This window comes from Candidatus Pelagibacter sp. HIMB123, from assembly GCF_052048195.1.
Lineage (GTDB): Bacteria > Pseudomonadota > Alphaproteobacteria > Pelagibacterales > Pelagibacteraceae > Pelagibacter.
In genome coordinates, this window is the sequence record NZ_JBNAIL010000001.1 from 17,991 (window position 1) to 31,442 (window position 13,452).

General features: G+C 29.1%; 11 protein-coding genes, 1 tRNA gene and 1 pseudogene. All 13 read right to left on the bottom strand.

The window, feature by feature from the left end; genetic code table 11:
- Position 1: 1 nt before the first annotated feature.
- Positions 2 to 2,065 carry a DNA gyrase subunit B gene (locus ACTTBL_RS00115; protein ID WP_440643074.1) on the bottom strand — a complete coding sequence of 688 codons (2,064 nt, stop codon included), beginning with the start codon at positions 2,063 to 2,065 and terminating at the stop codon, positions 2 to 4.
- Between the two features lie 142 nt (positions 2,066 to 2,207).
- Entirely contained in the window at positions 2,208 to 2,546 is a 339-nt protein-coding gene (locus ACTTBL_RS00120; RefSeq protein ID WP_440643075.1) for an FkbM family methyltransferase, read from the bottom strand.
- Positions 2,521 to 2,895: a hypothetical protein gene (locus ACTTBL_RS00125; RefSeq protein WP_440643076.1), complete on the bottom strand. Its 375-nt coding sequence runs from the start codon at positions 2,893 to 2,895 to the stop codon at positions 2,521 to 2,523. Before ACTTBL_RS00125 ends, ACTTBL_RS00120 begins: the two co-directional genes overlap by 26 nt.
- A 19-nt stretch (positions 2,896 to 2,914) precedes the next feature.
- Positions 2,915 to 3,004: transfer RNA gene (locus ACTTBL_RS00130), tRNA-Ser, on the bottom strand.
- Positions 3,005 to 3,011: 7 nt separating this feature from the next.
- Positions 3,012 to 3,836, bottom strand: coding sequence for a glycosyl transferase family 17 (locus ACTTBL_RS00135; protein ID WP_440643077.1), 825 nt, complete (start codon positions 3,834 to 3,836; stop codon positions 3,012 to 3,014).
- 7 nt (positions 3,837 to 3,843) lie between these two features.
- A pseudogene (lepA, locus tag ACTTBL_RS00140) lies at positions 3,844 to 5,653 on the bottom strand (translation elongation factor 4).
- A gap of 8 nt (positions 5,654 to 5,661) precedes the next feature.
- Positions 5,662 to 8,070, bottom strand: coding sequence for a phenylalanine--tRNA ligase subunit beta (gene pheT / locus ACTTBL_RS00145; RefSeq protein WP_440643078.1), 2,409 nt, complete (start codon positions 8,068 to 8,070; stop codon positions 5,662 to 5,664).
- Positions 8,067 to 9,134, bottom strand: a complete 1,068-nt coding sequence (gene pheS, locus ACTTBL_RS00150; RefSeq protein WP_440643079.1) for a phenylalanine--tRNA ligase subunit alpha — start codon at positions 9,132 to 9,134, stop codon at positions 8,067 to 8,069. The genes pheT and pheS overlap by 4 nt, the downstream gene beginning before the upstream one ends.
- A gap of 43 nt (positions 9,135 to 9,177) precedes the next feature.
- Entirely contained in the window at positions 9,178 to 9,534 is a 357-nt protein-coding gene (gene rplT, locus ACTTBL_RS00155) for a 50S ribosomal protein L20 (protein WP_023854435.1), read from the bottom strand.
- A 2-nt stretch (positions 9,535 to 9,536) separates the two neighbouring features.
- Positions 9,537 to 9,743, bottom strand: coding sequence for a 50S ribosomal protein L35 (rpmI, locus tag ACTTBL_RS00160; RefSeq protein ID WP_023854436.1), 207 nt, complete (start codon positions 9,741 to 9,743; stop codon positions 9,537 to 9,539).
- Positions 9,744 to 9,796: 53 nt separating this feature from the next.
- Positions 9,797 to 10,342: a translation initiation factor IF-3 gene (infC, locus tag ACTTBL_RS00165; protein WP_440643080.1), complete on the bottom strand. Its 546-nt coding sequence runs from the start codon at positions 10,340 to 10,342 to the stop codon at positions 9,797 to 9,799.
- Positions 10,343 to 12,259 (bottom strand): threonine--tRNA ligase, encoded by a 1,917-nt coding sequence (gene thrS, locus ACTTBL_RS00170; protein WP_440643081.1) that lies wholly within the window; start codon positions 12,257 to 12,259, stop codon positions 10,343 to 10,345.
- On the bottom strand, positions 12,260 to 13,414 hold the full coding sequence (locus ACTTBL_RS00175) for a glycosyltransferase family 4 protein (protein WP_440643082.1): 1,155 nt from the start codon (positions 13,412 to 13,414) through the stop codon (positions 12,260 to 12,262). It lies immediately after the preceding gene.
- Between the last annotated feature and the right edge of the window lie 38 nt (positions 13,415 to 13,452).

Genomic DNA, 13,452 nt, shown 5'->3' on the forward strand with positions numbered 1-13,452 from the left:
TTTAAATATCAAGATTTCTAACATTTATAGCATTAGAAACTATAAAATCTTTTCTCAGTGCAACATCATTACCCATTAAAGTATGAATTAAACTTTGATCCTTTTTGAAATCTTTTGAGTATTGTACTTGTAGTAAATTTCTTGTTTCTGGGTCCAATGTAGTACTCCATAATTCTTCTGGGTTCATTTCTCCAAGACCTTTGAATCTTTGGATATTCATTTTTGATTTTTCTTCATCAATTTTTTTCAAATAATCTTTAGATCCCTTTTTAATTTTTTTTAATTCCTTATTATTGTTAATTATGTAATCTTCTAATTCCTTCTCATCCTTAATATAAATACCTTTAGAACCTTTGTTAACTTTAAATAACGGTGGCTGAGCTAAATAAACATGACCATTTTCTATTAACTTATTAAATGGTTTATTATTGAAAAAAGTTAAAAGAAGGGCTCTTATATGGGAGCCATCTACGTCTGCATCCGTCATAATAATAATTTTTCCGTATCTTAAATCCTTCAAATCAATTTCTTGGGCTTTTGGGTCCAGACCTAGGGCATTAATTAAGGTAACGATCTCATTTGATGAAATCATTTTGGACAAAGCCTTTGTTCTATGATCAGAACCATTTCCATTACCGTTACCATTTTTTTTCATGTTTAAATCTTCTACATAAGTATTAAGTATTTTACCTCTAAGTGGTAAAACTGCTTGATTTGATCTATTTCTTCCTTGTTTGGCAGATCCACCAGCTGAATCCCCCTCTACAATAAATAATTCTGTTCCTTCTTGTTTGCCAATTTGACAATCAGCTAATTTTCCAGGAAGACCACTTAATTCAAGGGCTCCTTTTCTTCGTACATTTTCTCTTGCTTTTCTAGCAACATCTCTAGCCATAGCAGCCTGAATAACTTTGGCTAAAATAATTTTTGCAATAGACGGATTTTGATCAAACCAAATTGATAATTTTTCATTTACTAATGTTTCTACAATCATTCTTACTTCTGATGAAACCAGCTTATCTTTTGTCTGAGATGAAAATTTTGGATCAGGAATTTTAGTTGAAAGCACACAGGTAAGTCCTTCTTTTATATCATCACCCGAAATTGCTAGTTTATTTTTCTTTAGTAAATTATTTTCGTTGGCATATTTATTTATTACTCTTGTTAATGCGCTTCTAAAGCCTAATAAATGGGTTCCACCATCTTTTTGATAAATATTGTTTGTGTAAGGAAAGATGTCTTCTGTGTATCCTGCATTCCATTTTAATGAACACTCTAATTCGATGTTATTTTTTTTTCCTTCAATATATATTGGTTTTCTAAATAAATCATTTCCATTTTTGTTTTGTAACTTTTCTCTTTTTTCATCTAAAAAATTTACAAATTCTAAAACTCCACCATCAAATTTAAACTCAGATGTTTTCTCTTTCTTTTGACTTGCATCAGTAAATATTATTTTAATTCCTTTATTTAAAAATGCCAATTCTCGCATTCTTTTAATAAGAATATTTGCACTAAATTTCGTTGAAGAAAAAATTTCTTTTGAGGGTAAAAAAGTAATTTGTGTACCAGTTTGCTTTGCTTTTCCGACTACCTTTAAAGGAGCTTTGGCTTCACCATTTTGAAATTCTATGTAATGTTTTTTTCCATCTCTAAATATCTCTAACTGTAATTTTTCTGAAAGCGCATTGACAACTGAAACACCAACACCATGCAACCCACCTGAAACTTTATAAGAGTCATGATCAAACTTACCACCAGCGTGCAGTTGGGTCATAATTACTTCTGCTGCTGATTTTTTTTCTCCTTTATGAATATCAACAGGGATTCCTCTGCCATCATCATTTACTGTAATTGTTCCATCAGAGTTAATTTTTACATTAATATTTTTACAGTATCCTGCTAATGCCTCATCAATAGAGTTGTCAACAACTTCATAAACCATATGATGTAAACCAGTTCCATCATCTGTATCTCCAATATACATACCTGGTCTTTTTCTAACCGCTTCAAGACCCTTTAGAACTTTGATGGAATCTGCCTGATATGTATTTTTATTTGTCATTTTTTTAAGTTTTGGAAAAAGAAAATTATATCATTTTTTAATAAAAAATGTTCAATTATAATTAGAAAACATCATAAAAAAGCTTAAATTATCTATTAAAATCAAGGCTTTTAGACAGTTGTGTATCAATATATTTAAAAAATTATAATTTCCCTTTGAGTCTAAAAAAACAACTTGGTCCCATTTTTCTCATATAAACATAATTCTGTTTGTTTAAATATTTTTTTAAAGAATGAAATTTTTTACAGTTTAATATTTCAATACAAATTAATTTTGGTTTATAGAAATTTAATTTGATCGATTTTAAAACTTTTATATCAAAACCTTCAATATCGATATTTAGTAAATCAAACTTATTTTTAACTATTTTATTAATTTTTTGCGATTTAACATAATAAGAGTTTTTTTTAATACTTTTAGAATTTAATTTTTTTGAACGATTTAATGAAATAGTATTAAGAGGTACTAAAAATATTTTCAATATTTACTTTAACATTTTCTTCTTTATCACTTATAGCAGCACATATATTTATATCTTTGGGTCTAACAATATTGAATAAATCTATAGAAGTTTGGTTTAAGTCTATATTTATTCCTGTCCAACCAATTTTGTACAAAAGATAAGTATTGCTATATTTTATTGGATTAAAGGCTCCAATATCTAAATAAGTACCTTTTTTTTGTTTAGTAAAAAATTTAGTTATAAAATAATCTTCTCCACATTGAGAATATGAATTTTTTTTAACAAAAAATTTTTCTAGCCAGAAAATTCTAAAATATAAATAAGGTTTATAAAACAAACTTTTCCTATTTATAAATTTTTTAATCATAATTTTTATAATTGAATTTTGGCGGAGAGAATGGGATTCGAACCCATGAAAGAGTTGCCCCTTTACACGCTTTCCAAGCGTGCGCCTTCAACCACTCGGCCACCTCTCCATTAACTCTATGCAATATAATCCTTAAACTTATCTAAATTTTTTAAAATATAATTTGGTAATTTTTTATCTAAATTTAAAACTTCATAAGTATGACCACGATTAAATAAATCAATTTTTTTATTAATTTTTTCTTTTATTATGTTAACAGAGGAAAATTCTTCACCAGAAAATTCACTATGCGCAAAAGTTTTTAATTTTAAAGATATATCTTCTGCCGTCATTAAATTATTAAAATGCCAGCCTCCATTATCAATTATTTGAATATTCCTTTCTTTATCAAGCCTAAAAAATTTGTATTTTAAATTCTTTAATTTTACATTTTGTCTCATATGATTAATTGATTTTAAATTTCTCTTTTTACAAATTCTTGTACCTTCCCAGGGAGACTCATATTTATTAAAAAGATTAATCTTGTAACAAAAACAATCTTGTAAAAAAATTCCATATGTATTTTGTAAATTTAAATTTCTTAATTTTTCTGGATTAGGAATTTCATCAGGATCTGAAAACATTATATAATCATTATCATTTGCCAATTTTAACCCTTCAAATATATACTCTCTTTGTTGAGCTTGATTTTTCCATAAATCCTGGCTTTTAAATCTTTCCTCCAATACAACATAAATAATTTTTGATCTAAACTTCTCATTAAGTAACTTAAAATTTAATTTTTTTTTTTTACCTCTATGATCATAAATAGACTCACAGATTACAAAGTAATCAACCATATCATTTAAAATTTCAAATCTTATGTTGGAAATAAAGTTTTCTTTAAAAAATGTTATACAATCAAAAATTTTTGATTTTTTTTTTAAATTATTTTCTGACACAATACGTTTATTTTTCTTTGTTTATTTTAAGTACTCCAATAAAAGCTTCTTGAGGAATTTCAACTCTTCCAAATTGTTTAGATCTAGCCTTTCCTTTTTTTTGTTTTTCTAAAAGTTTTCTTTTTCTATCAGTTGCACCACCACCGTGTATTTTGGTCAAAACATCTTTTTTAAAACCTTTAATTGTTTCTCTTGCAATAATTTTGCCTCCTATTGCAGCTTGAACTGGAATCATAAAGTTATGTCGTGGTATCAAATCTTTTAATTTTTCACATACCTCTCTACCTGTTTTTTGGGCAAAATCTTTATGTATCATCATAGCCAAAGCATCAACAGGTTCAGCATTTACTAAAATTCCAAGTTTTACCAAGTCTCCTTGCCTGTGTTCAATTATTTCATAATCAAAGCTCGCATATCCGCTAGTCATTGATTTTAATCTGTCATTAAAATCAAAAANCAACCTCATTCAAGGGAAGTTCATAATTGATAACAGCTCTATTTCCTGAATAACTTAAGTTAGTTTGAATTCCTCTTTTATCCTGACACATTTTAATGATTGAACCCAGGTATTGATCAGGAGTAATAATTGTTGCTTTAATCCAAGGCTCTTCAATATATTTTATTAACGTTGGATCAGGTAAACTTGATGGGTTTTGAAGATCTATTATGTTTTCATTGTTTAGATGAACTTTGTAAACAACACCAGGTGTGGTTGTTAATAAGTTAACATCAAATTCTCTTTCTAATCTTTCTGTTACAATTTCCAAATGAAGTAGACCTAAAAATCCACATCTAAAACCTAATCCTAAAGCAGATGATGACTCAGGTTCAAACGAAAAACTTGCATCATTTAATTGTAACTTAGCTAAACCATCTTTAAGTTTTTGAAACTCAGAACTATCTACCGGAAATAGTCCACAGAATACTACGGGTTTACTTGGTTTAAATCCTGGCAAAGCATCTTTTAAAGGTTTTGAAGCATCACAAATCGTGTCTCCAACTTTTGTTTCAGACAAAACTTTAATTCCTGTTGTAATAAATCCAATTTCACCTGTTTTTAGTTCATTTATGTCTACTGGCTTTGGTGTAAAAACCCCAACTTTTTCAACAATATACTCCTGATTAGTAGACATCATTTTTATTTTCATATGTTTTGAAAGTTTGCCATCTATCACTCTAACTAAAATCACTACACCTAAATAAGTATCATACCAACTATCAACCAATAAACATTTAAGATCTGCGGAACTTTCTCCTTTTGGAGCTGGTAATGTTGTAATAATTTGCTCTAAAATATCTTCTATGCCTTCACCAGTTTTACCTGAACACGGAATTGCATTTTCGGTATCAATTCCTATTACTTCCTCTATTTGTTTTTTTGTTCTATCTAAATCTGATGCAGATAAATCAACTTTATTTAAAACTGGTACTATCTCATGGTTGGTATCTAAAGCTTGGTAAACATTTGCTAAAGTTTGAGCTTCTACACCTTGTGTACTATCTACTATCAAAATTGAGCCTTCACATGCGTATAAGGATCTACTTACTTCATAACTGAAATCTACATGACCCGGTGTATCAATAATATTTAAAATATAATTTTTTCCATTTTTAGCTTTGTAATTTAATTTTACGGTTTGAGCTTTAATTGTGATTCCTCTTTCACGCTCAATATCCATAGAGTCCAAAACTTGAGCTTTCATTTCTCTTTCTGTTAATCCACCACAACTATGAATAATTCTATCGGCTATAGTAGATTTTCCATGATCAATATGTGCAATTATTGCAAAATTTCTTATATTATCAATTGAACTCATTAATTATTTTAGGAACGAATTTTAGCACCAGTTTTATTTTCAACTGTTTCAATAATCAAATTATTAGTTTTTTCTAAATCATTATCCGTTAATGTTTTTTCCAATGATTGAATAGTAACGCTTATAGCAACTGATTTTTGATTTTCAGGAATATTGTCTCCTTCGTAAACATCAAATACTTTAATGTTTGAAATTAAATTTTTATCAATATTTGATATGACACTTACTAAATCTTGTACACTTATTTTTTTATCGACAATAAATGCAAAATCTCTCTCTGATTTTTGAAAGTCGGATACTGAATATTTTGTTTTTTGATCTTTTAAAGGTTTTTTTGGCAATTTTAAATTATCTATAAATATTTCAAATCCTACCAAAGACTCTGTTTTAATATCTAGCGTTTTGATAATTTTTGGATGAATTTCGCCAAAATAAGCAGCTACCTTATCTTTTCCTTTATTTAAAAATACTCTACCCGATTTTCCTGGATGATAATAACTTGGGCTTTCATCATCAATATAAAATTTTTCTGTATCATAGCCAGCTTCTACTAAAGTTTGTATAACATCTCTCTTAATATCAAAAACATCTATATTTCTCTCTTGTTCTATCCATGAAAGTCTAGATTTTTTTCCAGCTGACAAACCACATGCAATTGTATTCTGTTCTCCAGGTTGTGAACCATAAAATATTGGTCCTATTTCAAATATTGATAAATCTTTAATTCCTCTATCTAAGTTTTTGCTCATATACATTACTAAATTTGAAAAAATAGAATTTCTTAATACTCCTAATTCAGAGCTAATTGGATTTACAATTTTTATTTCTTTATTGGTCTCTTTAAAGTGATCGTTATATTTAGCATCTGTAAAAGACCAAGTAATAGCCTCCAGATACCCTTTAGATGCTACTGCCCTTTGAAGAAAATGAAATAACTTTTGAGTTGGATTTAAAGTATTTTTGATTCTTTCTTTAATAGGATTTTCTATTTTTATTTTTTCATAGCCACTAATTCTTACAAGTTCCTCAACAATATCAATTTCTTGAACAATATCTGGTCTCCAAGATGGAACTGTTAATTTAAAGAATTTTTTTTCTTTTTTTAATTTAAAACCAAGTTTTTCTAAAATGATTATCATTTCTTTGTTTGAAATTTTAAAACCAGTAATTTTTTCAAATGTTTTTGGTTCAAATTTTATTATTTTGTTTTTATAAGACTCGATTTTTTGAATGTCTATTTTACTAATTTCACCACCACAAATTTCCTTAATTAAAAAAGCTGCTTTATTTAATCCATCTTCAATAGACAACTGATCAATACCTCTTTCAAATCTAAATTTAGCATCTGTATCGATATTTAATTTTTTTGCAGTTTTTCTGATTGATCTTGGATCAAAATAAGCCGACTCTAATAAAACATTTTTTGTATCTAGCTCTGTACCAGATCTTGTTCCTCCAATAATTCCCCCTAGGCCTAAGACACCTCTGTTATCACTAATTACACACATTCCATCATCTAGTTTATAATTTTTATTATCTAAAGCAGTAAATTCTTCTCCTGAATTTGAATTTCTAACAATTATTCCCTTATCAATTTTGTCAGCATCGTATGCATGCAAAGGACGATTAATATCAATCATGACATAATTTGTAATATCTACAATTGCAGATATAGGTTTTTGGCCTATAGAAATTAGTTTATCTTTCAACCATTGAGGACTTTCTGTATTTTTGACGTTAGTTATCAAGCAGCTGCCAAAAGACAAACAGCCTTGATTTTTTTCTTTTGTTATTTTTACTTTTAAGGTCTGTTTTTTATTAGATTTAATTTTTTTATCTTTTTCTGGTTTTAAGTTTCCAAAACCTGCGGCTGATAGATCTCTCGCTATCCCTCGAACACCAAGACAGTCTGGTCTATTTGGTGTAATTGATAAATCGATAAGATTAGAACTTGGTTTGGAAAAATAACTTTTTCCAATACTTTTTGCATATTTCGAAGATGATAATTCAGTAATTCCTTCACTTTCATCTGATAAATTCAATTCAGATTCAGAACAAAGCATTCCATAAGATGTAACATCTCTAATTTTAGCAACAACAAGTTTAGTTTTATTTTTTGGGATTATTGCACCTGGTGGAGCATACACAGTAAGAAGACCCTCTCTTGCATTTGCAGCACCACAAACAACTTTTTTGATTTCATTATTACCAACATCAACATCGCAAACTTTAAGCCTATCTGCGTTTGGGTGTTTTTCTGTTTTAATGATTTTTGCTACTCTAAATAAGTCTAATCCTTCAGATAAATTTTCTATACTCTCAACCTCAAGACCAATGTCTGTTAGTTTCTCAAGAAGTTTATCTTCTTTAGCACTTATTTTTAAATGATCTTTTAACCAATCATATGTAATCTTCATCTGCTTAAACCTCTGTAATTTGAAGGGACATCAAGCGGATCAAAACCAAAATGATTTAGCCATCTGTAATCACAATCAAAAAACGCTCTTAAATCATTAATGCCGTATTTAAGCATTGCTAATCGGTCTATACCTATGCCAAAGGCATATCCTTGATATTTAGAAGGATCTACTTTTACATTTCTTAAAACATTAGGATGCACCATGCCACAGCCTAAAATTTCAAGCCACTTATCTCCTTCTCCGATAATTATTTTGCCATCTTTTATTTCATAACCAATATCAACTTCTGCAGATGGTTCTGTAAATGGAAAATGACTAGGTCTAAATCTCATTTTAATTTTTTCGACTTCAAAAAATTCTTTAATAAAATAATTCAAGCATCCTTTTAAATGTCCCATATTAATATTTGTATCAATATGCAAACCTTCTACTTGATGAAACATTGGTGCGTGTGTTTGATCACTATCAGATCTATAAGTTCTTCCAGGAGCAATGATCTTAAATGGAGGTTTGTCTTTAAGCATAGTTCTAATTTGAACTGGTGAAGTATGAGTTCGTAACAAAACTTCTTTGTTTTCATCTAAGTAAAATGTGTCATGCATATCTCTTGCTGGATGATTGTCCGGTGTGTTTAAAGCAGTAAAGTTGTTATATTCATTTTCAACATCAGGGCCTTCCTCAACACTAAATCCTATTTCAGAGAAAATAGATGAAATTTCATCAATAGTTTGTGATACTGGATGAACTTTTCCTCTAACGAATGGTCTTTCAGGTAAAGTTATATCAACTTTTTCCTTTTCTAATTTTTCGTTTATCTTTTTTCCTTCTATCTCATTAATTTTAGAAGTTATCAAATTCTGAAGCTCATCCTTAACTTGATTTAAATCTGATGCAAATTTTTTTCGATCAGTGTCTGGAATTGACCCTATTGTTTTAAATTTTGATGAAATTAAACCATTTTTACCAAATAGATCGGTTTTGATTTCATTTATTTGATCAATGCTTAAATCATTTTCTAGCTTTGATATAAACTGATCTCTAATATTTTTTATCTCTGACATATTAGTAGATTATTTCCTTAAGAAATAAAAACAATAGCGAAGATTAATTTAAAGCTGATTGAGCTTTTTGTACAATTGTTTTGAATGCTTCTGGGCTATCGTAGGCAATTTCAGCAAGAATTTTTCTATCTATTGCAATACCACATTTATTTAATCCATTGATAAATTTCGAATAAGTTAAGCCTTCAGCTCTTACTCCAGCATTGATTCTCTGTATCCACAATGATTTAAAATCTCTTTTTTTATTTCTTCTGTCTCTGTAAGCGTATTGCATGGATTTTTCCATAGCTTGCTTAGCAACTCTAATGGTATTTTTTCTTCTGCCCCATTGACCCTTTACAGCTTTTAAAACTTTTTTATGTTTAGCTTTACTAGTTACACCTCTTTTAACTCTTGCCATTATTAACCTCTTAAACTGTAAGGCATGTATGACTTAACAATTTTTCCATCTTGTTTAGACAATGTTGTAGTGCCTCTAAGTTTTCTTATTTGTGAATTCGTTCTTTTGATCATGCCATGTCTTTTACCTGCTTGAGCAGAAATAACTTTACCCTTAGCGGATATTTTAAATCTTTTTTTTGCTGAGCTTTTTGTTTTTAGTTTTGGCATAATTCTGCGGACTTATACAAAGAAAGATATAATTTTACAACCTCTATTAAAGCTTATAAAGGCTGAATTACCATGATCATTTGCTTCCCATCAAACTTGGGATGCAATTCTACCTTACCTATATCCTTCATATCTTCTTTAATTTTGCCCATTAGTTCATTTCCTAGATGGGAATGTTGAAGCTCTCTACCTTTAAATCTTATAGTAAATTTGACCTTATCTCCTTTAGCTATAAATTTTTTAGCATTTTTGACTTTGAACTCATAATCATGAGTTTCAGTAACAGGTCTCATTTTAATTTCTTTTAAAGAAACAATTTTTTGTTTTTTCTTTGCAAGATTAGCTTTTTTCTGAGCATCATACTTATATTTACCCATATCCATTATTTTACATACAGGAGGATTTGCGTTATGTGCTATTTCAATTAAATCTAAACCTTGATTTTTTGCCATGGAAATAGCTTCATTGGTATTCATCACTCCAAGATTTTCTCCATCACTTGCTATAACCTGAACATCAGGAGAAGAAATTCTATTATTAGATCTTGGACCTCTGTCCTTAGTTCTTCTTTGAAAATAATTTTGTTTGAAGTCTGCCACTTAGTTCGATGATGCTTTATTTAAAGCAGAGAATGTTTTTAAGAATTGATCTATACCCATATTTTCTTGTTTGTTAGAGTCTAATCTTCTAATCGTTACTGAATTGGAGTCAACTTCTTTTTTACCACAAATTAATAAAAGCGGTATTTTTGCTAAAGAATGATCTCTAATTTTATAATTTAAATTATGATTTTTTAAATCTACTGCAGAACTTATGCCTGAATTTTTAATTTTATGTGATACTTCGACTGCATAGTCATTAAATTCTTCTGAAATAGGTATTACCATAGTCTGTAAAGGAGATATCCAAAATGGAAACTTGCCTGCATAGTTTTCAATTAAAATTCCAATAAATCTCTCTAGAGAACCAAATAATGCTCGGTGCAACATAACAGGAACTTTTTTAGTGCCATCTTTATCAACATAAGAAGCATCTAATCTTCCAGGTAAATTTAAATCTACTTGTAAAGTTCCACATTGCCAATCTCTGCCAATAGCATCTCGTAAAACAAATTCAATTTTAGGACCATAAAATGCTCCCTCACCTTTATTAATAGTATATTCTAATTTAGAAGCTTTAACGGCTTCAAGCAAAGAGGCTTCTGCTTTATCCCAAACTAAATCATCACCAACTCTTACTTCTGGCCTATCTGCATATTTTAGAATCACATTTTCAAAACCAAGGTCCTTATAAATATCTAGTATTAGATTTGTAACAATTAAACATTCGCTAGTAATTTGATCTTCAGTGCAAAAAATATGGGCATCATCTTGAGTAAAGGCTCTTACTCTTAATAACCCATGTAAAGCACCTGATGGCTCATAACGATGAACTTTTCCAAATTCAGCAAAACGTAACGGAAGATCTCTGTAACTTTTTAAGCCTTGATTAAATACCTGGATATGACCAGGGCAATTCATTGGTTTAATTGCAAAAACTTTCTCATCTGGTGTTTCAGAAGTATACATGTTTTCTCCATATTTTTCCCAATGCCCAGATTTTTCCCATAGCTGTCTATCTAGTACCTCTGGAGTATTGACCTCTTTATAACCAGCTGCATCTTGTCTGCTTCTCATGTAGTTAATGAGCTTTTGAAACAAGCCCCATCCTCTTTCATGCCAAAATACTGAGCCAGGGCTTTCTTCCCTAAAATGAAATAAATCCATTTCTCTACCTAATTTTCTGTGATCTCTTTTTTCTGCTTCTTCTATTCTTTTCAAATATTCATCTAGATCTTTTTGAGTTGCCCAACTCGTACCATATATTCGTTGCAACATTTCATTATTAGAGTCTCCTCTCCAATATGCTCCTGATACTTTTGTAAGTTTAAAATATTTCCCTATTTTTCCTGTGGAGGAAAGATGTGGTCCTCTACATAAATCATGCCATTCTCCATGAAAATAAATTGATACATCTTCATTTTCAGGTATTGCTTCAATTAGCTCGGCTTTATAAATTTCTCCTTTTTTTTTAAAATGGCTAATTGCTTTGTTTCTATCCCAAACTTCTCTTTTTGTTGTTTCATTCCTATCTACAATCTCTTTCATTTTATTTTCAATTTTAACGAGATCATCCTCTGTAAATGGTTCTTTTCTAGCAAAGTCATAATAAAATCCATTTTCAATCACGGGTCCAATTGTAACTTGTGTACCAGGAAATAATTCTTGAACAGCCATAGCTAAAATATGAGCTGTGTCATGCCTAATAGTTTCCAAACCCTCAGGATTTTTTGAAGTAAAAATTTTTACAGAACAGTCATTTTCAATTTGAAAATCAAGATCTTTAAGCTCACCATCAACACTTATGACCATGGCTTGTTTAGCTAATGATTTACTAATTTTTTCAGCTACTTCCAGTCCAGTAACTTTATTAGGAAAATCAATATTGTTTCCGTCAGGTAATGTTATTATCGGCATTTAATTTAATAATCTCTTATACTCTGAATAAGTAGAAAAGCACATTTTTTCAACATTAAATTTTTGAACTATGTTTTTTCTTCCCTCATTACCAATTGATTTTAATAGAGTTTCATCCATCTTAAGAGTTTTTAAAATTTTATTACTTAATGATTTAGCATTTCCTGCTTCGTATAAAAAACCAGTTTTTTCATCAATTATCGTTTCGTTAGAACCTCCAATGTTACTTGCTATAATTGGTTTTTCCATTGATTGTGCTTCAACAGCAACTCTGCCAAAAGCCTCTGGTTCGGTTGAGGCTGAAACAATAATATCAGAAACTTTATAGGCTAAGGCCATATCCTTACAATGATCTATGAATCTTATTTGTTTAGACAATCTATATTGCTCCGAAAGTCTTATTAATTTTTTCTTATATAAATCTCTACCTTGATCACTACCTAAAATAACTGCATAAAATGCTTCATAACCCAATTCTATATTCACTAAATTAATTGCCTCTATAAAAACTTCCTGTCCCTTCCAAGAGGTTAATCTACCAGGTAAAAGTATAATTTTTTTATCTTTTTCAATTTCCCATTTTTTTAATAATTTTTTCTCATCAATTTCAATTTTAGTTGTTGGATCAAAGTAGTCGACATTTATTCCTCTAAAAATAACCATTAATTTTTTTTTCTCATTTAAATATTTTGAATAATTTTTTTTAATATGAGAAAAAATAAAATTAGATCCTGCAATAATTAAATCTGCTCTAGTCATTACTGAATTATAAATTTTTTTTATATTACTCTTAAAATTGTATGTTCCATGAAATGTAGTTACAAATTTTCGTCCTGTGATTTTTGTTGCTAACAAACATGACCAAGCAGGTGCTCTACTTCTCGCGTGAACCAGAGAAATATTATAAACCAAAATTATTCCAATTAAGATAAAACCATTAATTAAAATTAGTAAAGGATTTTTACTTTGCACCGGAAGTCTAAATATTTTAACTTTTTTTCTATCTACAAATTTAAGTAATTCACCACCACTTGTTACAATAAATGATTTACAATTATTTTCTGTTAAATAATGCGCAATATCATAACAGCCTGTTTCAGCTCCTCCATAACCTAATTTTGGAATTACTTGTAAAACTTTTAAATCAGATGACATTTGATATGATTATATATTAATAGACAAAACTTATAAAC